Here is a 20876-nt window from a genome sequence, read left to right as displayed (position 1 = left end):
GATGCGGAAACTCTTTGCCCTGCTCACTTCCGCCCTGACGGCCGCGGCTGTCGTCGCCGGCAGCCCGCCGGTTTCCGCGGCGCCGGACAGCGGGGTGGTGCCCGGGCTGACCGGTGCCGCCGCGAAAGCCGCCGCCGGAAGCGCGGCGGACAAGTTCCTCCAGCTGCGCCGCGAAAAAGCCGGCCGCAGCGTCAAACCGCGGCTCGACGCGCAAGCGCACACCTTCTGGGGCCCCGAACCGCAGCTGTCCAGCGGCGCGGACGGAATTCTCGTGACGCACAGTATCGTCCCCGACCTCCGGCTCTCGAACAGCGCGGACGTCGTCTACGCCCCGACCGTCAAGCCCACCGGCCATTCCTGCATCGAAGTGGTCACCGCGTACGGACTCGACCAGGGCGGTCAGGTCTGGGCTTGGGACTGGTGCGGGACGGTCGGACCCGCGAAGGTCGTCCCGCTGGACAGCTCGTTCCTGTCCAACTATACGTCCACTGTGGACGGACACCCGGCGTTCACGGTCCAGGAAGTCCAGACCGACGCGGGCGCCAACAGCTGGACGGCTTCGCTCTACAACGTGAAGACCAGCAAATGGGACGACCTGTTCACCCAAAGCGGCAGCGACCAGAGCACCCTCAACGAGGGCTGGGACATCTTCGAGCTGTACTCGACCGTCGACCCGTCGACCGGCCAGGCGTACTACTGCTCGGACGCGAAGGGCAAGGTCTTCGAATCCAGCCAGCTGCAATTGCGCATCGGCGGCCAGTGGACGCCCGCGACGGAGTCGAACTCGCCGTTGCAGCCGACCGCCAACCCGAACCCCAGCGATTACAGCTGCTCGTCGCTGCAGTTCGAGGTGCCGACGCCGAACAGCAACTGGCGCGTCACCGTCTAAGCCCCGGTCGGCAGGAGTGCGTGCCACCAGCGGTCGAACGCGGCACTGCACCCCTGCCGGTTGGCGTAATCACCGGCCACCTTCCGAGATATCTCCCCGGCCCGATCCGCGACCGCCGTGCCCGGCCGGTAACACAACCGCAGCTCCTGCCACAGCGGCGCGTCCTCGATCGCCCGCACCACGATGCCGCCCTGCCGGTCCTCCCGAGTCGCCAACGCCGGCGCGACCGCCATGCCCTCGCGCACCAGATCCAGCAAGGTGGCCAGACACTGCGGCCGATGCGGCTGGTCGAGCACGACCCCTCGCTGCCGGCACACTTCCTGCAGGTACGCCGACCACCGGGTCGTCCACGGCGGATCGTCCGCCCACGGATACGCGGCAAGCTCCTCCAGCGAGATGTTCTCGCCCGAGGCGAGCGGATGATCTTCAGCCAGAATCGCGAAAACCGGCTCGCGCGCTTGCACCACGACACTCTCGACGCCGTCCGGAACGATCCGATCCGGAAGCGGCGCAAGGTAAACGAGCGCGAGATCAAGTTCGCCGTCCGCGAGCGCCGCCACCGTACGGGCCTCGTCCTGCTCCTCATGCACCCGCACCGCGGGACACCACGGCTGATCCCGCAACCACCTCGCCAACGAGAGATGCAGAAACCCGCTGTACCCGCCGATCCGCACCGCCTCCGCCGACTCCCGCCGCGCACCGGCCCGCTCGGTCAGCGCGGACATCCCGGCCAGCACCGCGCGCGCGTCCGCGACCACGTCCTCCCCGAGCGCCGTCGGCACACATCCCGTCGGCGACCGCGCGAACAGACTTCCGCCGACCGACCGTTCGACCCGCCGCAGCAACCCGGACAACGCCGGCTGCGAAACGTGCAGCGCCTTGGCCGCGCGAACGAGACTGTGCGCGTCGGCGATGGCCACGAGCGCGCGCAGGTGGCGCAGTTCCAGCTCCATGACTCCTCCGGCCGCAACCCCTCGCCTGGTCACTGTAACGCCGAAGATCGTGAGGAATTACCGACGCGAGTCGGTACTCCGCCGCCGAATCACTCCGACAGCTGTCCCCCGCGAGAAGGAGAAACCCGAAACTCCAGGGGGAACCGCCGCTCAGCACCGGCGGCGAGGCTGAATGCCATGGACAACACCGCATTCCGCAGCCTCCCCGGAGTCCCGCGATGGGCGAGGTGGTCGGCGCACGCCGTCGCCCTGCTGAACGTCCCGTCCGGGCTCTGGCGGCTCGGCCTTGCCGTGGGCATCCCGTTCGGACTGGCCGAATCGGAGCTGACCGCCATGCAAACCCCCGGCTGGGGATCGCTCTACCTGGTCTTTCTCACCGTGCTGTCCGAAGGACTCGGCTTCCTGGCCCTGGGCCTGATCCAGCAGTGGGGCGAAACCTGGCCACGCTGGATCCCGTTCGCGGGCGGCAAACCGGTCGACGCCGCCAAGGTCGTCATCGTCTCGTCGATCGGGGCCGTCGGCACCACGGTCTACGGCGGGCTCTACGTGTATACGACCTTCAACGCCGAGATGGCCGGCGCTCCCTGGGCGAACCCGCTGATCAACGTCATCTACCTGCCGTTGCTGGCCTGGGGACCGCTGCTGGCCGCCGTGACGTGGCACTACCACCGCCGGACGAGCAGGTCAGTACCCGTGCCCGATCAGGCACCCCTGGCCAGACTTGATTGACCTCCCCGCGGCCGAGCCCGGACGCTCGAGGCCCATATCCGGCATAACCAAGGGGATTTCGTGACGGCGAAAACGTGGCTCGCAGCACCAGCGATCCTGCTGAGCCTGGCCGCGTGCGGCTCGACCGACGTGACCGGCTCAGCCGTCCCGCCCGCCAGCACGGCCCCCAAGCCGTCCGGTCCGCCCGCTTCCGGCGCTCCGACCTACCAGGTCGCGGTCGAACGCTGGGTCACCCAGATCCTGCAAAAGCACTACGCGAAAGCCTGCCTGTCCAGTGCGCCCGTGCTTCCGCCCGGCAAAGACGCCAAGACGCTGTGCAAGAGCCCCGAGGCGCTCAAGGCCGCGGAATCGCTGCACGATGCCTGGGCCAAACCGGGCGTCCCCCTGCCGCCGCAAGGCAAAGTCACCGTCGACGAGGTCAGCGCGTCAGGAGACCAGGTCACCGTGCCCGACACCGCCGTCAAGCTCGACGGCCGCACATTGCGCAGCCTCGAACTCATCGGCTCTACCGGAAACACGGGTTCGTTCAGTCTCACCTTCAAGGTCCAGAAGCACGAGGCGGCCTGGTACGTCCAAGGCTTCGACCTCAGCGCTTGATCCCGGGACGGAAAGCCGACTTTCGTCGGTCAAATAGGTCTGGACAACCTCGTGAGTGGTCTAGACAATAGCTAGCCAGGGGGTCGCATCGGACCGGAGGAACCGCAATGAAGCGTGCTCGTTTCCTCGTCGTGCTCCTGCTAGCCGCCGCCGGACTTGTCGTCGGCGGGCCGGCACAGGCGGCGAACCTGCTCGCCAACCCCGGTTTCGAAGCCGGTTCGACCTCCGGCTGGACGTGCCCGGCAGGCGCGGCCGTGAAGACGCCGGTGCACTCGGGGAGCTACGCCCTGGCCGTCACCCCCGGCGCTTCTGACCAGGGACAATGCACCCAAACCGTGTCCGTGCGCCCGAGCACGACCTACTCGGTCTCCGCGTGGGTCCAAGGCTCACCGGTGTACCTAGGCGTCACCGGTGGCTCCTCCACTTGGACGAACGCTTCGACGTACAGCCAGCTCTCGCTGTCCTTCACCACCACCGCGACCCAGACCTCCGCCGAGCTGTACCTGCACGGCTGGTACGGCGCCGGCACGTACTACGCGGACGACGTAGTCCTAGACGGCCCCGGCGGAGACACCCCCGGCGCACCAGGCGTCCCGGGAACCCCGACCGTCGGCACCGTCACCGACACGTCGGTCGCCTTGAGCTGGGGCGCGGCCGCAGGCACAGTCACCGGCTACCGCGTCTACGAGGACAACACCCTGCGCGCCACCGTGACCGGAACGTCCACGACGCTCTCCGGCCTCACCGCCTGCACCTCGCACAGCTACTCGGTTACCGCCTTCAACGACAAAGCCGAATCCGCGCACACCCCCGCAGCTTCTGCGACCACCAGCGGCTGCACCAGCGCCGGCCTGCCAAAACACGCGCTGATCGGCTACGTCCACGCAAGCTTCGCGAACGGCTCCGGGTACATGAAGCTCGCCGACGTCCCGAACGCCTGGGACATCATCGACCTGGCCTTCGCCGAACCAACGTCAGTGACCTCAGGCGACGTCCGCTTCAACCGCTGCTCGACCACCGAATGCCCCGGCGTGGAAAGCGACGCGGACTTCATCGCGGCCATCCGCGCGAAGCAGGCGCAGGGCAAGAAGGTCCTGATCTCGATCGGCGGCCAAAACGGCGAAGTCCAGCTGACGAGCACCGCCGCCCGCGACAACTTCGTCAACTCCGTCGCAGCGATCATCGACAAATACGGTCTGGACGGCCTGGACGTCGACTTCGAAAGCCAGTCCCTGTCCCTGAACTCAGGCGACACAGACTTCCACAACCCGACCACACCAGTGATCGTCAACCTGATCTCGGCTCTGAAGACCCTGAAAGCCCGCTATGGCGCCAAATTCGTCCTGACGATGGCCCCAGAAACGTTCTTTGTCCAGGTGGGCTACCAGTTCTACGGCGGCGCCGGCGGGGGCGACGGCCGGACCGGTGCCTACCTGCCAGTCATCTACGCCATGCGCGACGACCTGACTGTGCTGCACGTCCAGGATTACAACTCCGGCCCAGTCATGGGATTGGACAACCAGTACCACACCATGGGCGGCGCGGACTTCCTGATCGCGATGACGGACATGCTCAAGTCCGGCTTCAAGGTCGCGAACACCGGCCAAACCTTCCCAGGCCTCCGCGAAGACCAGATCGCCGTCGGCCTGCCCGCCGCGGTCAGCGCCGGAAACGGCTACGTCGCCCCTGCCGAAGTCCAAACCGCCGTGACCTGCTTGGCCCATGGAACCGGCTGCGGGTCGTACACCTTGCGCGGTGGACCGTCGCCTGCGTTGCGAGGGTTGATGACTTGGTCGGTTAACTGGGATCGGTACTACAAGTGGGAGTTCCAGAACGCTCATCGGCCGTTCCTGGACGGTCTCGGCTGAGCACAGCCGTCACGATTACAGTTCTGCCCAGCCGCCAATATTGCGAAATGCGAAGCAACCCCACCTGGACGAGCATTCACCCGAAAGATTTAGCCGGATGCCAATAATCGACATCGGATCCCGTTAACCCGATCGGCCCTCAAGTTCGGTGGCATATTCCGATTTCCGGCTGAATACCACCGGTCCCGCCTAGCGAAGCTATGGTTCGAGCCAGCCACGCAAGGGGAGGATGCAGATGGCTGAGCACATGACGCCGTCCGGCGGTACCGGTGCCGTCGGGACGCTCGCCGGGGCACTCGCGGGAGCGCGTTTTTTCCTCGCCGACGGCACGCCCAGAGCCGGCGGTGGTTCCTCCGGCGGCGGCGCACCTGGCTTTTACCTGAGCAAGGACGCGATGACCGCCGAACTCGACAACCTTCAGAACCTGCGGGCGCGCATCGATTCCCAGATCGAAAAGGCCGTCCCGATGTGGACCATCACCCCGCCGGGGAAGGACCCGGCCTCGCTGCGGAACACCGACGCCAGCAACAACTCCGGTAACTACTACCGCGGCCACCTGATGCGGCAAAGCGCATACCTCGGCTCGATCATCCAGAAGATGAAAGACGCGCTGGGCATCCACGACGCACACGACCAGCAGGCCGGCCGGGACATCGGCAAGCAGGGCGAGGGACGCTTCTGATGCGGTCGACCCGTTTCCGCGTTCCCTTGCTCGCGCTGCTGCTCGCCGCCGGACTGGCCGCCTGCGGCGGCAACGGGGGGAAACCCGATCCCTTGCCCAGTACCGGATCGCCGAGCAGCGACGCACAGCGGCCTTCGTCAGAGGTTCCCAAGGTCGCGAGTCCGCTGCCGGCGTCTCTCGTCCAGGGCGATCCCTGCAAGGTGCTGACCGAGGCACAGGTGAAGACGTTGTTCTCCGGTGTATCGCCTGAGGTGCAGCCGTCGCAGGACACGGGAGTCGCCAAACAATGCCGGTGGTCGAATCCGAGCCGCGGCTCAGGCATCGGCGTGCAACTCGTGTACGCGTGGAAGGACGGTCTCGGCCACGTTTACGCGAAGAAGAACGAAGGCTTCTTCGAAGAACTCGCACCCGTGCAGGGCTACCCCGTGGTGGCTTACGGGCCGACCGACGACCGGCCAACCGGCCGCTGCAGCGTCGCGATCGGCATCGCTGACGACGCCGCTTTCGAGGTAGATGTGAAACTGGCCGACTCTCAAGCGGGGAAGGGCGCCGATCCCTGCCAGGACGCCCAGCACGTCGCCGACCTGGCCGTCACCACGTTGAAGGGCGGCGCGTGAGCATGTCGTCCTTGACCGACTCGTACCTGGCGGTCCTGAAGCAGATGCAGGCCGAAGGCCTGATCATCCTGCCCGGCGAACTCGTGCGCCGGGTGAAAGCGGGCCCCGGACCGGACAGTCTCGGACGGGCGCAGCACACCGCGTCACTCCAGTCCGCCGAGCAGCACGGCATCGAATCCGACACTCTGACAACAGTCGGCCGTCTGGAAAGCGCCTGGTCAGGGCAGAGCGGAGACGCGGCCAGGGGATCGTTGCGCCCGCTGGCGGATGTCGCGGCGTCCGCGTCGGTGGCGCTGCACGACAGCCAGGCCACGCTCGCTGACCAGTCGCATGCGTTCACCTCGGCTCGAGATTCGCTGCAGGACGTCTCCGACGACCCACCCAGCCGGTCGGCGTGGGACGTCCTCACGCCTTGGGACACCGACAACGAGAAGAAGATCAACGCGCGCAACGCGGCCGTCGAACAGAACAACGCCGTGTATCAGGGATTCACCGGAACCAGCGACGGCCACGCCCGGAAAATGCCCATCGACTACGGACAGGTCCCCGATTCCTCGGACGGCACCTACCACCTGGCACCGGCCAAGGACCCCGGCCAGAGCGGCACACGGGAGCACCACCGGCAGCAGGTCGCCACGCCTCTCCACAACCCCGACGCCTACCGTCCGGCCGATCAGCCCGGTCCAGCAGCCGGGGCCCCGCCGGGACTGAGCACCATGCCTCTTTGGCACAGCGCCATTCCCGGCGACAGTCAGCCTCCGGCCTATCCGCCCCCGGTCTCGCACGGCGACGACAGCACCGGCACTTCCGGCTACGTCCCGCCCGGTTCCCCCGGCATGGACCGCACCCCGGTGCAGTTCGGGCCCAGCGGCTCTACTTCCGGCTACGCTCCCGGCGGTTCCGGCGGCTACCACAATCCAGGCCAGCTCACCGGCATGCCCGGGTCCTTCGGACCCATCGGCGGAACGGGAACACCCAGTACCGGCGGCAGCCGGCCCGGCACGTCCGCGCGCGGCGGCGGACCTAGCGGCCCCGGCGAGGCAGGGAAGTCGACCGGAGCCAACCGGTTCGGCGAGCCGGAGCGCGGGATGCGCGGCGGACCGGGCACCGGTGCGCCCGGAGCCAAAGGAACCAACGGCATGCCCATGGCAGGCGGCGCGGGAAAAGGCGGCAAAGGCGAAGAGGACGAGGAGAAGAAAGCCGCGTCCTACTTGCAGGAAGCCGACCCGAACTCGTTGTTCGGCTACGACGGCAGAGCGACGCCGCCGGTAATCGGCGAATAGACAGCATCGAACGGCAGTGGGGGGGACAACAACGTGATGCTGCTCGACGCCCCGGTGACCGTCCCGCGCCTGGCGGTCGCGAAAGCCTGGGAATGGGAACAGATCGGCCCGGCACATCCGGTTCTGGGCGTCGTCGACGTGTGGGTCGAAAAAGACGCCGCCATGCGCTTGGATGCCCTGACCCGTCAGGTTCTGGCCGAGCCCGGCTTCTTCGACTTGCGTGCCGACAGGATCACCGCGGAATTCCGCGACCTGATGCTGGCAGTCGCCAACGCCGAGGCGGAATGCTACGGCTGGTCCAGCAGCGGAGACCGGGACCGCGCGACGCTCGCGGTCCGCTCCGGCCGCAACGCCGTCCTCGTCATCGTTGAGGACGAACTGCTGACTTTGACGACGATCGGCGCGAACCAGCTGATCCGCGCGGTCGTCGAACAATTGCCGGATTTCCCAGCCGCCACGATCACCGAATTCACCGTCCCCAAAGCCGAATACGACCAGGGCCGGGCCAGCGACTCGTACACATTGGACACCAGCAGCGACTACACCCGCACTTCCCCCGGGGACCGGCTCCGCACCTTGATGGAGTCGCGAAGGGCCGCCAGCCACCAGTTGTTCGTCGCCGCCCGGCCCAGCGGCACCCGTAGCGCCAGCATGCCGTTGACCGCGGTGGACAGCCTCGACCACGGCAGAGTCCTCACCTACCTGCTGGACGGACCGCACGGCGACGTCGCCATCGCCTGCGGCCCCGGTACCGCCGATTACCTCACCAGCGCCCTCGAAAACACCCTCGGTTCGCTCCGCGGCTGATCAGGCAGAGAAGCACTCTTAGGCCACTGCCTAGTCTTTCCGCCAACCAGGGTCCCCGAAAGCGTCCGCCAGCTCATCCGCGCGGCAAGACTCCCCGCAATGCGCACCCAGCGCCAGCTCAGCCCCGGCGTCCCGCCAGAACCGCGCCTGCTCGGCGGTGGTCAAACCGTCCACGATGACCTCCGCCCCGACCCGGTGCGCCAAGCTCGGCAACTCCCGGAACAGGTCGACCACCGGCGAGTCCGGCGCGACCCCGTCCAGCAGCCCGCAGTCCAGCCGCACGCCGTACACCGGCAGGTCGACCAGCGCGGCCAGCGCGCCGTCGCCCAGCCCGCTGACGCTGATCACCGGCCGCACTCCCAGGCCGGACAGTTCCCGCAGGTTGTCCCTGGACTCGCCGAGGTCGGCGGCCAGGGCCAGCATGGGCAGTTCGACCAGCAGCCGCTCGGCCGGGAAGCGCGTCTCCTCCAGCACGCCGACCACCCGGGTGAGCAGATCCGTATCGGCCGCCTGGTGCGGGCTCAGACTGACCAGCAGCCGCAGGTCGCGGTCGAGCCGTTGCCGCCACCAGCCGACCTGTTCGCAGGCGGTGTTCAGCAGCCATTCGCCGATCGGCAGCATCAGCCCGGTGGTCTCGGCCAGGCTGCGGCAGCGCTCGTCGGACAGCGCGCCCGCCCCGGGCGGATCCCAGCTGAGCAGCACTTCCACCCCGTGCACCGCGCCGTCGGCCAGGCGCATCAGCGGCCGGTACCGCTCTTGGACATCCCCGTGCTCGAAGGCGCCCGGCATGACCGCGGCCAGCTCGTCGGTCTTGCGGTCCATCCGGTTCTGCTCGGGATGCGACAGCTCCCACTGCCCGTGCCCGTTGGCTTTGGCCCGGCGCAGTGCCTGGTGGGACTCGCGCAGCAGATCGGCGGCGTCGCGGCCGTCGGCGGTCCGGCTGACCACGCCGACGCTGATCGACAGGGCCAGCCCGTGTCCGTCCACATAGGTCGGTTCGGCCAGCTCCTGGCGCAGCTCGCGCACCAAGCACCCCGGCGGCGGGGTGTCTGGCGCGTTCTCCACCAGCACCGCGAACTCCGCGTCCCCGAACCGCGAGAGAAGGGCTTTCTCCTTGGCCAGCACGGACTTCAGCCGCCGCGCCACGGTGACCAGCAGCTGTTCGGCCGCGCGCTCGCCGAGGCCGTTGCGCACCACCGCGAAAGCGTCCAGCTCCAGCCGCAGGAGCGTCACGCCCAGCTCCGGGTCGGCCTCGCCCAGCGCAGTCTCCATCCGTGTGCTGAAACACTGCCGGTTGGGCAGGCCGGTGAGCACGTCGTGCAGGGCCTGCCGGCTGATTTCGTTCTGCAGCAGGAACAACTCGGTGCCGTCCTCGACCACGGTGACGAAGTGGCTGGGCTCGTCCCCGGCACCGCGCAGCAGCGAAGCGGTCAACGACACCGAAACCGCCTCGCCGTCGTGATGCAGCAGCCGCTGCGACTGCTTGATCCGCTCGACCTTGCCCGCCAGCAGCGCGCGGTAGTCCTCGCGCAGAACGGGCACGTAGTCGGGATGTACCAGCTCGAACAGGTCGCATCCGGTCAGCTCGTCCGGAGCGCGCCCGAGTATCACGCCCGCCGCGGCGTTCACGGTGACCAGCGTGCCGTCGAGATCGGCGACCAGGATGCCGCTCGCCGACGACGTAGCGACCTCGTCGAATCGCGCCTGCGCGGTCCGCAGCTCGTACTTGGCGTCCCGCACGGCCTTGAGCAGGGACATCTTCAGGCTTTCCTGCTGGGCCAAGGTGGCACGCTGCGCGGCCGCCGCCACGCTCGCGGCCAGCGTGCCGAGCACGCCCACGACACGTTCGGCGATCTTTTCGACGGGCTGGAACTCGGGCAGCGCGAGCAGGCCCTTGCCCAATACGCCCATCGTGGCAGTGAGCGCCTGCCCGCCCGCGCAATTCAGCTCGACCAGCCGAGTGCCCGCGGCCTCCAGCGAACCGGTACTGCCTGGCGGGTTCCCGGGCCCGCTCTCGTGCACCTCGGTGCACAAGTCGTCCAGCAGCGCGGCCAGCTCGGTCTCGAAACTGTTGTGCGCCAACGGAACGTAGCCGGTCCCGCCCAGCAAGTAGGCCCACTTGCGCGCGAGCAGGACGCGTTCGCGGCGCCCGTCTTCGGACGGCTCCGGGAGCAAGGATCTTCCGGGCTCGGTCACGGGCTCACGACTTCCGCGCCACGCCTGCGTAGATCAGTTCGTTCCACACCGGGTCCTCGGCGATGTCGGTGGGTCCGGCCGGTCGCCAGTTGCCACAGCCCACCAGGCCCGGCTCGACCAGCGCCAAGTCCCCGAGCAGGCCCAAGACCTGGTCGTGGGGACGATCGTACGGCACCTCGCCGCGCCGATCGGCCAACCGGCCGGTGGCCTCGGCGATCACGTCCGGGTGCGCGTCGGACGTGAGGTGGGTGAAGGCGACCAAGCTGCCCGGGGCCAGGGGTTCCTGATAGGCGCGCACCACCCCGGCCGGGTCGTCCTCGTCCGGGATCCAGTGCAGCAGCATGATGCACAGCAGGCCCACCGGCTCGGAGAAGTCGATCAGCCGCCGGACCTCCGAGCTGCCCAGCACCCCGGCCACGTCGCGCACGTCCGTGTGCAGGACCGCGGTGCGGTCGTTGCCCGCCAGCAGCAGTTCGCTGTGCGCGACCGCCACCGCGTCCTTGTCGACGTAGACCACCCGGGCCTCGGGGTCCTCCAGCTGGGCGATCTCGTGCACGTTGCCCACGGTGGGGATGCCCGCGCCCAAGTCGAGGAACTGACGGATGCCCCGCGCGAGCATGAAGCGCACCGCGCGGCCGAGGAACGCGCGGTTGAGCCGCGCCGACTGCCGGACCCAGGGCAAGGTCCGCTCGATGTAGTCCGCGGTGGTGCGGTCCGTCTCGAAGTTGTGTCTGCCGCCGAGCCAGTAATCGTACACTCGGGCGATATTCGGTGAACTCGTGTCTATTCCGGCCGGGACCCAGTCCCGTGTACCCGCCATCGGCCACCTCATCGATTTGGGAGCCGGAACAGCATACTCACCCCGGCGGCGATGCCTTAATCCGTCAATCGTGGGCGGGGTGCTACCCATTCGGGCGCTGCCGGCGCGGCTGAATGGCGCGTAACGTAGCGGCCTTCCCGATTCCCCCCTATGCCAAGGAGTTCTCGTGTCGGTCCGGGCGGCACCCGGACGGTGGCCCCTGCTGGGACACACACCCGCACTGGTCCGCCGTCCCATCCCATTCACCGCCGGACTGCGGGAACACGGCGATGTGGTCACGCTGTTTCTGGGTCGGCTCCACACTTATTTCGTCACGAATCCGGAAATTATTCACCGCGTATTAGTCACGAACGGCTCGAGTTTCGGAAGCGGGTTCATGTTCCGCAAATTCCGCCCGTACGTGGGCAACGGCCTGGCCCTGTCCGACGAGCCCTTCCACCGCAGGCAGCGCAAGCTGATGCTGCCCGCCTTCGGTCAGCAGCACCTGCGCCGCTACGCCGAGAACTGGGTCCGGGCGACCACCGCGCTGGCCGAGTCCTGGCGGCCGGGCGAGGTGCGACAGATCGACGCGGACATGCAGGCCCTGGCCATGACCAACGTGGGCGAGGCGCTGTTCGGCACCGAACTGGGCGAGGAGGCGATCCGCGAGGCCCGCCGCTCGATCCCGCTGATCATTCAGCTGGGCATGTACCGGGTGCTCTCCCCGGGCTTCGCGGAGAAGCTGCCGTTCAACCGCCGCTTCGACCAGGCCATCGCGCGTATGAAGGCCGTGGTGCAGGAGCTGATGGCGAGCCGCGACGCCGACACCGATCACGGTGACCTGCTGTCCACGCTGCTGCTGGCCAGGGACGCCGAGACCGGGGAGCGGATGACCCGGGAGCAGGTACACGACGAGGTGATGACCCTGCTCACCGCGGGCACCGAGACCACTGCGCTGATCCTGGCCTGGACCTGCCACGAGTTGGGGCGCGATCCCGCCCTGGCCGAACGGGTGCGGGCCGAGGCGGACCAGGTGCTGGGCGGGCGCCCGGCGACCTTCGACGACTTGCCCGCGCTGGTCTGCACCGGGCACGTGGTCAGCGAGGTGCTGCGGATGTACGCGCTGTGGATCCTGATGCGCCGGACCGAACAGGAGATCGACCTCGGCCCGGTGCGGCTGCGGCCCGGCGACGAGGTGATGTTCAGCCCGCTCACCATGCACACCGACCCCCGGTACTGGGATCACCCGGAAGTATTCGATCCGGACCGCTGGTCCACCGAGCGGGTGCGGTCGCTGCCGCCGGGGGTGTTCATTCCGTTCGGCAACGGGATCCGGCAGTGCATCGGCCGCCTGTTCGCGCAAGCCGAGGTGGTCCTCGGGGTGGCCACGATTTTCGCGCGGTGGCGCTTAGAACCCACCGGCCCGGTCCGGGTCCGGTACACCACCATCGCCTACCCGCGTGGCATGCCGATGACAGTACGTCCGAGGAATTAGTCGCTCTCACAACGGAATATGGAGTTTTTGTGCGTTTGCTCTTGCGCCGCGCCGCCGTCGCGGCGGTGGCTCTGCTGTGCGCCGGTACGGTGCTCGCCCCAGCACAGGCGTCCGCCGAAGAGGCGGTCTGCCAGGATCTGACCATCCCCGTGTCACTGGTGGACCTACCACCGCTCGGGCTCACCGACCAGACCATGTACGGCAGGCTGTGCGTCCCGCCGGGCGGCAGCCACACCCTGCAGGTGCTGGTGCCCGGCGGTACCTACAACTCGACCTACTACGACCCGCCCGGCCTTCCGGACACCCAATCGTTCCGCAAGGCGGTGAACAACGCCGGGTACGCCACCCTCGCGGTGGACCGGGTCGGTTCAGGGCGCAGCTCCAAGCCGCCGAGCGCGCTGCTGACCGCGAGCAGCCAGGCCAACGCGGTGCACCACGCCATCCAGGCGATGCGGACGGGCGCTGTGGGACCGCGGTTCGACAAGATCGTCCTCGTCGGGCACTCGCTCGGATCGGCCACCACGATCATCGAGGCGGCCACCTTCCACGACGTGGACGGCATGGTGGTCACCGGGTTCACCCACCGGCTCGCCCCGCTGACGGTGTCGCCCACGGTGGCCGCGGTGATCCCCGCGGCGCTGGACGAGAAGATGTCCAAGGTCGTCGGGCTGGACCCGGAGTACCTGACCACGGCGGACGGCACGCGATACGCCGCTTTCCACAATCCTGGGCCGTTCAACCAGCAGGTCATCGACGAGGACGAGGCGAACAAAGACCTGGTCACGGCCGGTGAGCTCGTGGACGCCGCCCTGCTCGGCATTGTGCTGCCCTACAGCAGGCAGATCAACGTGCCGGTGCTGGTGGCCATGGGCGAGGAGGACGGTGTGTTCTGCGGCCCGCTGGCCAGCGACTGCTCCAGCGCGGAAAGCCTGCGGCAAGGCGAGGCCGCGTACTACTCGCCCGAAGCGAACCTGCGCACGTTCGTGCTGCCAGGCTATGGGCACTCGATCAACTACGCGTCCAACGCACCGCTGCTGCACGACGCGGTGACCAGCTGGACGAACGAAATGGTCGGCCAGTAACGCATTCTGTTTGAGCATTGCCCGTCCGGCTCCGCATGACCGGAGCCGGACGGGCAGAAAGCTCTCACGACATTCCGGAACTTGGCGGAACTGCTGCGTTCTATCGCCTGCCGCTGCCCGCGTCCTGATCGGCGTCGTCACCTGGGGCGGCTGCTGTACTTTGCTGCTGTACAACACGAAAAAGGCCCTTTCCGGATGCCGGAAAGGGCCTTGATTCACTGTGGAGCTGAGGGGAATCGAACCCCTGACCTTCTCGATGCGAACGAGACGCGCTACCAACTGCGCTACAGCCCCTAGGAGCGTGAGCCCCTGTCGTTCAGTGCTTGGAAAGCTTAGCAGCGCCCTCCAGGCACCGAACAGCGGGGGTCACTCTCCGACGGCCCGGCGGTAGGGGCCCGCAGTGGGCTCGGCGAGTTCCTCGAATGCGGGGTCCTCGTCGTCCAGGTCGACCACGACGGCCTGGCGGCGAATGCGGGACATCGGGGACGGCTTGCGCTCCACGATGTCGCGCGGCACCTCGGGTGCGACGACCTCGACGTCCTCTTCTTCCTCCTCGAAAGAGTCGTACGCCTCGGGAGAAGGAGCAGGGGCCGTCGTCGAGTAGCGGGCCATCCGGCGCTGCCGGATTTCGTTCTCGATGCGGACCTGACGGCGGAGGTACACGAGGTAGCCGACGAGAGCGACGTCGACCGCGGCGTGTGCCCACCACGCAAGGGAGAGCGCGAATCCGGCGATCACGGCCGTCACGACGGCGGCGATCAGCAGGATCACGACTATCCGCTGACGGAACGCGTACTTGGCCTTGGCCGCGATCTCCGCCGCTTCCGGGTCGAAGCCGCCTCGGCCGGGCCGGTAGCTGCGGCGTTCGCGGCGCGGCGCGGCGGCACGTTCGGCGCGCGCGGGCTGCGGGAGCGGCTCCGGCTCGGGTTCGGGCTCTTCGTCCAGGTCAGCGTCGAGTTCCGCCTCGAGTTCGGCGAGATCGTCCTCCACCGAAGGCTTCGCATTGTCGGACACGGCGTCGTCCTCCTGTCCCTCGTTGCGAGCACTGCCCCTTCGCACTACCCGGGCGGCCAGCGCGGAGGTTGGCGTCCGCGCGACTTGCTGGCGTTTGCGAGCCACCATGGGCACGAGAACGACGAGCCATGCCGCGGCGAGCGCGACGATGATCACCGAACTGGGCATCTCCCGTCACCTCCCCCGATCCTCTGCTGTAGTCACGCTAGCCACAACAGTCACACAGGAGGCGCAGACTCGCCGGGTTCGATCACGAAAATGCATCACCGCATTAGGTGAATCTCACAGGATGTGGTAACGCGTGATCATGCTGGGACGCGTAGTCACCGTCAGGCCAGGTCGGCGCGCCCGGAGGCCACCAGTCGGGACACCAGGCCGTCGCCGGTCTCTTCTTTCGTCACGGCGAAACACAGGTGGTCACGCCATGCGCCAGCGACGTCGAGGTACCGCTCGAACAGCCCTTCCTGCCGATATCCGGCCTTCGTGAGCACGCGGATGCTGGCGTTGTTCTCCGGGCGCACGGTCGCTTCCAGCCGGTGCAGGCCGGCGACATCGAAAGCGTGATCTGTCACGAGCGCGACGGCCGCCGTGGCCACGCCGCCCCGGACGATCTCGGACGACACCCAGTACCCGATCCAGGCCGACCGGAGTGCGGCTCGGATCACGTTACCGACAGTGATCTGCCCGGCGAACTTTCCGTCCACCGTGATCGTGAACGGCAGGCACTGGCCCCGCCGCGCCAGCCCGCGCAGCGCTGCCCACTGCGACGGCCACGACCAGAACGCGTTGCGGTCGGCCCATGGCCCGATCCCGGTCGGTTCCCACTCCTCGAGGTGCTCGCGGTCGCGCAGCCGGACGCGGCTCCACTCGCCCGCGTCGCGCAGCCGCGCCGGGCGCACGGCGAGCACGCCTGCCGGGATCCGCAGCGGGCCGAGCGTGGCGGGCCAGCCCGGGTGCCGGTTTTCGACCGAGTCGGCGAGTGCGGCCACGGATCAGGCGCGTTGGGCGAGGAAGGTGACCTTGACCTGGTCGCCCGCGGCCACCTCGGTGAGATCCTCTTCGACGGTGATGAGGCAGTTGGCCTCGGCCAGCGACGCGAGCAGGTGCGCGCCCGACGTGCCGAGCGGCTGCACCAGGTACTCGCCGTTCGCTTCGTCGCGCAGCAGCTGGCCGCGCAGGTAGCCGCGACGGCCCTTCGTCGAGGTGATCGACGACAGCAGCCGCGCCCCGACCACCCGGCGGTGCGGGTTGCGGGTGCCGCGGGCGGTGCGGATCAGCGGCCGCACCAGCACCTCGAACACCACGAGCGCGCTCATCGGATTGCCCGGGATGAGGAACGTCGGCACCGAATCCGGGCCGAGCCTGCCGAAGCCCTGCACCGAACCGGGGTGCATCGCGACCCTGGTCAGGTCGATGTGCCCGAGGTCGGACAGCGCGGCGTGCACCTCGTCGCCGGAAGACCCGCCGGCCCCGCCCGCGACGACCACGATCTCGGACATCAGCAGCCGTCCTTCGACGACCTCGCGCAGCCGCTTCGGGTCGCCCGGCACGATGCCGACCCGGCTCACCTCGGCGCCGGCGTCGCGCGCGGCCGCGGCCAGCGCGTACGAGTTGACGTCGTAGACCTGGCCGACCGACGGCGTGCGGTCGATGTCCACCAACTCGTCGCCGACCGACACGATCGACACCCGAGGCCGCGGGTAGACCAGCACCTTCGCGCGGCCGACCGCGGCCAGCAGCCCGACCTGCGCGGAGCCGATGGTGTCGCCCTTGCGCACCGCGACATCGCCGATCTGCACGTCCTCGCCGGCCCGGCGCACATAGCCGGCGGACGGCACGGACCTGGTCACGGTGACCTTGGCCTGGTGGCCGTCGGTGTAAGCGGTCGGGACCACGGCGTCGGCGAGCGTGGGCAGCGGCGCGCCGGTGTCGACGCGCACCGCCTGGCCCGGCTGCAACCGGCGCGGCTGCCGCGAGCCAGCCGGGATTTCGCCGACGACCGGCAGTTGGACCGGTTCCTGTCCGGCGGTGCGCACGTCGACGCTCCGCACCGCGTATCCGTCCACCGCGGCCTGGTCGAACCCGGGCAGCGCGTGCTCGGCGACCACTTCCTCCGCGCAGAGCAGGCCCTGCGCTTCGGAGATCGCGACGCGAACCGGGCGCGGGCGCACGGCGGCGTCGAGGGTCAGCGCGATCTGCTCGTCGACCGAGCGGAAGTCTCCGGATTCTTCCGTCGGGACAAGGATTTCCGCCGTTTCCGCCGCTGCGACGGCCTGCACCGCCGGTTCGGTCGCCGCGCCTTCTTCGGTCGGGGTGGCGGGGGTGGAATCGAGGGAGTCCGTCATGGGCGATCGTTTCCGATCCGTTCGGTCAGCCAGGCGCGCAGCGACGGCCCGTAGTCCGGGTCCTCGAGCGCGAAATCGACAGCGGCACGGAGGAATCCGCCCGGGTTGCCCAGGTCGTGCCGCCCGCCGCGGTGGACGACGATGTGCACGGGGTGCCCCTCCTGGATCAGGAGCGCGACGGCGTCGGTGAGCTGCAGTTCGCCGCCCGCGCCGGGCTCGATCCGGCGCAGCGCGTCGAAAATCGCCCGGTCGAGCAGGTACCGCCCGGCCGCGGCGTAGGTCGACGGCGCGTCCTCCGGCTTGGGCTTCTCGACCATGCCGTGGACCTGCTTGACGTCCGGGTCGTCCGTGTCGGTGACGTCGAAGACGCCGTACGGGGAGATCTGCTCCTTCGGGATGTCGAAGGCGCAGAGCACGCTTCCGCCGTGCTGGGCGCGGACGGCCGACATCCGGTCGAGGACCCCGGCGGGCAACACGAGGTCGTCGGGCAGGAGCACGGCGACGGCGGTGTCCTCGTCGGTCAGGTTCGGCTCGGCCTGCGCGACCGCGTGCCCGAGCCCGAGTGCCTGTTCCTGGATCGCGACCTCGACGTCCAGCAGTTCCGGCGCACGGCGGACCTTCGCCAGCAGCTCGGTCTTGCCCTTTTCCTCGAGCGTCTTCTCCAGGTCCGGCTTCGCCTCGAAGTACCGGACTACGGATTCCTTGCCCGGCGAGGTGACGATCACCAGCCGCTTCGCCCCCGCACTCGCCGCCTCGGTCGCGACGATCTCGATCCCCGGCGTGTCGACCACCGGCAGCAGCTCTTTGGGCACCGCTTTCGTGGTCGGCAGGAATCGCGTGCCGAGGCCTGCGGCAGGCACGATGGCGGTTCTGAAGGTCTGGGTGGTTGAGGCGCCCGTCATGGGCGCAAAGCCTAACCTGGTCTCATGCACGAGCCGGGCAATGAGACCCCGAGCAAGGCGGAGTGGCGGACACGAATCCTTCGCGCCCGCGCCGAACTGCCCCCCGAAGCCCATGCTCGCGAGGCAGCCGCCCTGGCGACCGCGGCGTCGTCGATCCACGCGGAAACGGTGTGCGCGTACCTCCCTTTCGGCACTGAGCCCGGCCAAATCTCCCTGGTGAACGCCCTGGCCGCGCGTGTTCTGCTGCCCGTCATCCCGGACACTCCCGGTCCGCTCGACTGGGCCGAGTACACCGGCCCGGACGCTCTGATCCCCGGCCGCCTCCGCGGCGTCCTGGAACCGTCAGGCCCACGACTGGGCATCAGCGCGGTGGCCTCGGCACAGGTGCTGCTGATCCCAGCCCTGGTCGTCGACCGCCACGGCACCCGCCTCGGCCGCGGAGCCGGCTACTACGACCGCACCCTGACCGCCGCGGCCGACACCGCCCGCGTGGCTGTGGTGCGCGCAGAGGAGGTCGTCGACCACCTCCCGGCCGAACCCCACGACGTGCCCATGACGGCCGTCCTGACGCCCTCCGGCCTCATTCAGCTGCCGACCGCCGCTGCCGCTCGGTGAGGCAAGTGGTCACGACCACCCGACCGGGCCGCCGGGTTCGGCGCTGCCGCTTCGGTGAGGCAAGTGGTCTTGACCACTCGAACAGGTATGTCGGGTTCGGTGTCGCCGCCCGGTGAGGCAAGTGGCCACGACCACTCGACCGGGCCGCGCCGGGTTCGGTGCCGCCGCCCGAACCGAATGACCGCCGTCATGGCCCGCTGGCCAGCTGCCCAGTCGCCCGCTGGCCAGGTGCCCAGTCGGAGGCCCCGGCTGATAGCGCCACCCGGTCGAAGACCCCAGCCGACAAACTGCCGTCCGCCTGAAGACCCCCAGCCGATGGCCGCTACGACGGCCCCCGCTGCCGACCAGCGCCCGAACCGAAGCGCCGTCCGCGGACGCCCAGCAAGAGCCACCTCGCCAGCCTCAGCCGACACCCGGCATCCACAACCGCCCGGCACTGAGCCACCAGCTCCGACCAGGTCACTCGCGCCGCGCACGGTCAGCCGGACACGTCGCCAGCTCCGCCCGCCTCATTCACCTCAGCGTTCACCCACGAACCACCCAACCTCCCAAATCACCGAAACCACGCATCAACCCGTAATCCACACCGGCAACCACACCCGCAGCTGCCCAAACCGGCGCACTTCGAGCCGCCCACAAGCACCGCCCAGGCCCCGCCAACCGACCCAGCGACGGCCCAACCGACCGGACCAGCCGCGGTCCAGCCACCGAGCCGCACCCGCCCAGGACGTCCTGAACAGCGCCAACCCGCCGCTACCCCTTCCGCCGCAGCACTGTGAGCAAGGGGTAATTGCGCTGAGGGAATGTCGTCCAGCACAATTGGGTTAGCACTCTTGTAGGTCGAGTGCCAGTGCATGAAGGAGCTTCAGTGCCCACGTACCAGTACGCCTGCAAGGAATGCGACCACCGCTTCGAAGCGGTGCAGTCCTTCTCCGACCCCAGCCTGACCGTCTGCCCGCAGTGCTCCGGTCCACTGCGCAAGGTCTTCAGCTCGGTCGGCGTGGTCTTCAAGGGCAGCGGGTTCTACCGCACGGATTCGCGTGAATCGAGCAAGTCGAGCACTTCCGCGACTCCGGCCAAGACCGAGAGCGCCAAGTCCGACTCGTCGTCCACCACCTCCTCTTCGTCGACGTCTTCTTCGTCCTCGAACACATCGTCCACGACGAGCACGACGAAAACGGCTTCCACGCCCTCCTGACCCCCGAGTTATCCACAAGGGGCCAGTTGTCCACAGGTTCGCGAATCGACCCTTTCGGCCGGTTCGCGACGTCCTTAACGTCGGATTCGTGCGGCATCCCGTCGCATCGGAACCGACGAGGGGACAACCGTGAACACCTTGCTCAGCCGCCTTCCCGCGCTGCCTGACGTCCGTCTGCCGCGCGGTCGGCGAGCCCGGATGCTCCGCCGGTGTCTCGCGGCGGCCTTGCTCTTGGCCGGCCTGCTCGTCCTGTTCCTCCCGCCCTCCGCACGGGGCGCACCCGCCACCACAACGGTGGTCTCCGCACGCGATCTGCCCGCGGGCTCGGTCCTGGGCCCTGCTGACATGCGGACCGTCGCGCTGCCCGACGACCTCCGCCCGTCCGGTGCGTTATCGGCGTCCGACGCGGCGGTGGGGCGGCTGCTGTCCGGCGCGGCCCGGGCCGGCGAGCCCATCACCGACGTCCGGCTCCTCGGCAACAACCTCCCCGTAACGGGTGAACCCGGCGCGGTCACGGTCGCCGTCCGGCTCGCGGACGCGGCCGTCGCCGAGCTGCTTCAGCCGGGTCAGCGCGTCGACGTCGTCGCGGGCGCGGATACCACAAATTCCGCGTCTGTGCTGGCCAGAGGGGCCACGGTGGTCACCGTCCGACGTTCCGACGACGCCGGGAACCGCACTCTGGGTCCACCGCAGAAGGGTCCGCTGGTACTGCTCGCGCTGCCGGCGCAGGTTGCCACGCAGGTCGCTGCTTCCTCGCTCGAACGACCGGTAGCGGTTACTCTCCGCTAACCCGACCCTGTTCTGA

The 20876-nt window shown here is 68.8% G+C and carries 20 protein-coding genes and 1 tRNA gene; 13 read left to right on the top strand and 8 right to left on the bottom strand.

The window, feature by feature from the left end:
- Position 1 precedes the first annotated feature (1 nt).
- Positions 2-889 (top strand): carbohydrate-binding protein, encoded by an 888-nt coding sequence (locus tag ACFORO_RS26610; protein ID WP_377869161.1) that lies wholly within the window; start codon positions 2-4, stop codon positions 887-889.
- Here the strand turns inward: ACFORO_RS26610 and ACFORO_RS26605 are convergent.
- The gene (locus tag ACFORO_RS26605) at positions 886-1842 is read right to left on the bottom strand and encodes a LysR family transcriptional regulator (protein ID WP_377869160.1); all 957 of its coding nucleotides are present in this window, start codon (positions 1840-1842) and stop codon (positions 886-888) included. The two genes, ACFORO_RS26610 and ACFORO_RS26605, sit on opposite strands and share 4 nt — an antisense overlap.
- Positions 1843-2019: 177 nt before the next feature.
- Here ACFORO_RS26605 and ACFORO_RS26600 point away from each other — a divergent pair, with 177 nt between their 5' ends.
- The 7 genes from ACFORO_RS26600 (at position 2020) to ACFORO_RS26570 (ending at position 8425) form a co-directional block, all read left to right on the top strand.
- Complete coding sequence (locus ACFORO_RS26600) at positions 2020-2571, top strand: hypothetical protein (protein WP_377869159.1); 552 nt, start codon at positions 2020-2022, stop codon at positions 2569-2571.
- A gap of 60 nt (positions 2572-2631) precedes the next feature.
- The gene (locus tag ACFORO_RS26595) at positions 2632-3168 is read left to right on the top strand and encodes a hypothetical protein (RefSeq protein ID WP_377869158.1); all 537 of its coding nucleotides are present in this window, start codon (positions 2632-2634) and stop codon (positions 3166-3168) included.
- Positions 3169-3275: 107 nt separating this feature from the next.
- Entirely contained in the window at positions 3276-5036 is a 1761-nt protein-coding gene (locus ACFORO_RS26590; protein ID WP_377869157.1) for a chitinase, read from the top strand.
- A 235-nt stretch (positions 5037-5271) separates the two neighbouring features.
- Positions 5272-5718, top strand: coding sequence for a hypothetical protein (locus ACFORO_RS26585; RefSeq protein WP_377869156.1), 447 nt, complete (start codon positions 5272-5274; stop codon positions 5716-5718).
- A complete protein-coding gene (locus tag ACFORO_RS26580) occupies positions 5718-6335 on the top strand; it encodes a DUF3558 domain-containing protein (protein ID WP_377869155.1) in 618 nt (205 codons plus the stop codon). The genes ACFORO_RS26585 and ACFORO_RS26580 overlap by 1 nt, the downstream gene beginning before the upstream one ends.
- 11 nt (positions 6336-6346) lie before the next feature.
- The gene (locus ACFORO_RS26575; RefSeq protein WP_377869154.1) at positions 6347-7618 is read left to right on the top strand and encodes a hypothetical protein; all 1272 of its coding nucleotides are present in this window, start codon (positions 6347-6349) and stop codon (positions 7616-7618) included.
- 36 nt (positions 7619-7654) lie between these two features.
- Complete coding sequence (locus ACFORO_RS26570) at positions 7655-8425, top strand: ESX secretion-associated protein EspG (protein WP_377869302.1); 771 nt, start codon at positions 7655-7657, stop codon at positions 8423-8425.
- A 30-nt stretch (positions 8426-8455) separates the two neighbouring features.
- Here ACFORO_RS26570 and ACFORO_RS26565 read toward each other — a convergent pair whose 3' ends face one another.
- Complete coding sequence (locus tag ACFORO_RS26565; RefSeq protein ID WP_377869153.1) at positions 8456-10621, bottom strand: putative bifunctional diguanylate cyclase/phosphodiesterase; 2166 nt, start codon at positions 10619-10621, stop codon at positions 8456-8458.
- A gap of 4 nt (positions 10622-10625) precedes the next feature.
- Positions 10626-11441: an SAM-dependent methyltransferase gene (locus tag ACFORO_RS26560; protein ID WP_377869152.1), complete on the bottom strand. Its 816-nt coding sequence runs from the start codon at positions 11439-11441 to the stop codon at positions 10626-10628.
- 166 nt (positions 11442-11607) lie between these two features.
- Between ACFORO_RS26560 and ACFORO_RS26555 the strand changes: the two genes are divergently transcribed.
- Positions 11608-12915 (top strand): cytochrome P450, encoded by a 1308-nt coding sequence (locus tag ACFORO_RS26555; RefSeq protein WP_377869151.1) that lies wholly within the window; start codon positions 11608-11610, stop codon positions 12913-12915.
- A 29-nt stretch (positions 12916-12944) separates the two neighbouring features.
- A complete protein-coding gene (locus tag ACFORO_RS26550; protein ID WP_377869150.1) occupies positions 12945-13997 on the top strand; it encodes an alpha/beta hydrolase in 1053 nt (350 codons plus the stop codon).
- A 221-nt stretch (positions 13998-14218) separates the two neighbouring features.
- Here ACFORO_RS26550 and ACFORO_RS26545 read toward each other — a convergent pair.
- The 5 genes from ACFORO_RS26545 to ACFORO_RS26525 all read right to left on the bottom strand — a co-directional run bounded on the left by ACFORO_RS26545 (position 14219) and on the right by ACFORO_RS26525 (position 18258).
- Positions 14219-14291, bottom strand: a tRNA-Ala gene (locus ACFORO_RS26545).
- 72 nt (positions 14292-14363) lie between these two features.
- Entirely contained in the window at positions 14364-15179 is an 816-nt protein-coding gene (gene sepX / locus ACFORO_RS26540) for a divisome protein SepX/GlpR (RefSeq protein ID WP_377869149.1), read from the bottom strand.
- A gap of 161 nt (positions 15180-15340) precedes the next feature.
- Entirely contained in the window at positions 15341-16000 is a 660-nt protein-coding gene (locus tag ACFORO_RS26535; RefSeq protein ID WP_377869148.1) for a GNAT family N-acetyltransferase, read from the bottom strand.
- A 3-nt stretch (positions 16001-16003) separates the two neighbouring features.
- Positions 16004-17356, bottom strand: coding sequence for a molybdotransferase-like divisome protein Glp (gene glp, locus ACFORO_RS26530; protein ID WP_377869147.1), 1353 nt, complete (start codon positions 17354-17356; stop codon positions 16004-16006).
- The gene (locus ACFORO_RS26525; RefSeq protein ID WP_354742878.1) at positions 17353-18258 is read right to left on the bottom strand and encodes a UTP--glucose-1-phosphate uridylyltransferase; all 906 of its coding nucleotides are present in this window, start codon (positions 18256-18258) and stop codon (positions 17353-17355) included. The genes glp and ACFORO_RS26525 overlap by 4 nt, the downstream gene beginning before the upstream one ends.
- Before the next feature lie 24 nt (positions 18259-18282).
- On the opposite strand from ACFORO_RS26525, the gene ACFORO_RS26520 reads away from it, so the two are divergent.
- The 3 genes from ACFORO_RS26520 (at position 18283) to ACFORO_RS26510 (ending at position 20860) form a co-directional block, all read left to right on the top strand.
- Positions 18283-18873, top strand: a complete 591-nt coding sequence (locus tag ACFORO_RS26520) for a 5-formyltetrahydrofolate cyclo-ligase (protein WP_377869146.1) — start codon at positions 18283-18285, stop codon at positions 18871-18873.
- An 868-nt stretch (positions 18874-19741) separates the two neighbouring features.
- Entirely contained in the window at positions 19742-20071 is a 330-nt protein-coding gene (locus ACFORO_RS26515; protein ID WP_354742882.1) for an FmdB family zinc ribbon protein, read from the top strand.
- Between the two features lie 129 nt (positions 20072-20200).
- Positions 20201-20860: an SAF domain-containing protein gene (locus ACFORO_RS26510; RefSeq protein ID WP_377869145.1), complete on the top strand. Its 660-nt coding sequence runs from the start codon at positions 20201-20203 to the stop codon at positions 20858-20860.
- Positions 20861-20876: the final 16 nt, after the last annotated feature.

The organism is Amycolatopsis halotolerans, assembly GCF_042647905.1.
In the GTDB taxonomy this organism is placed as follows: domain Bacteria; phylum Actinomycetota; class Actinomycetes; order Mycobacteriales; family Pseudonocardiaceae; genus Amycolatopsis; species Amycolatopsis halotolerans.
Note: the sequence above shows the minus strand (reverse complement) of the source record. Positions and strands in the feature narration are given on the sequence as shown.

Coding starts and splice junctions, on each gene's coding strand:
- ACFORO_RS26610 (WP_377869161.1), top strand. CDS start 2: ATGCGGAAACTCTTTGCCCTGCTCACTTCCGCCCTGACGGCCGCGGCT.
- ACFORO_RS26605 (WP_377869160.1), bottom strand. CDS start 1,842: ATGGAGCTGGAACTGCGCCACCTGCGCGCGCTCGTGGCCATCGCCGAC.
- ACFORO_RS26600 (WP_377869159.1), top strand. CDS start 2,020: ATGGACAACACCGCATTCCGCAGCCTCCCCGGAGTCCCGCGATGGGCG.
- ACFORO_RS26590 (WP_377869157.1), top strand. CDS start 3,276: ATGAAGCGTGCTCGTTTCCTCGTCGTGCTCCTGCTAGCCGCCGCCGGA.
- ACFORO_RS26585 (WP_377869156.1), top strand. CDS start 5,272: ATGGCTGAGCACATGACGCCGTCCGGCGGTACCGGTGCCGTCGGGACG.
- ACFORO_RS26580 (WP_377869155.1), top strand. CDS start 5,718: ATGCGGTCGACCCGTTTCCGCGTTCCCTTGCTCGCGCTGCTGCTCGCC.
- ACFORO_RS26570 (WP_377869302.1), top strand. CDS start 7,655: ATGCTGCTCGACGCCCCGGTGACCGTCCCGCGCCTGGCGGTCGCGAAA.
- ACFORO_RS26560 (WP_377869152.1), bottom strand. CDS start 11,441: ATGGCGGGTACACGGGACTGGGTCCCGGCCGGAATAGACACGAGTTCA.
- sepX (WP_377869149.1), bottom strand. CDS start 15,179: ATGCCCAGTTCGGTGATCATCGTCGCGCTCGCCGCGGCATGGCTCGTC.
- glp (WP_377869147.1), bottom strand. CDS start 17,356: ATGACGGACTCCCTCGATTCCACCCCCGCCACCCCGACCGAAGAAGGC.
- ACFORO_RS26525 (WP_354742878.1), bottom strand. CDS start 18,258: ATGACGGGCGCCTCAACCACCCAGACCTTCAGAACCGCCATCGTGCCT.
- ACFORO_RS26520 (WP_377869146.1), top strand. CDS start 18,283: ATGCACGAGCCGGGCAATGAGACCCCGAGCAAGGCGGAGTGGCGGACA.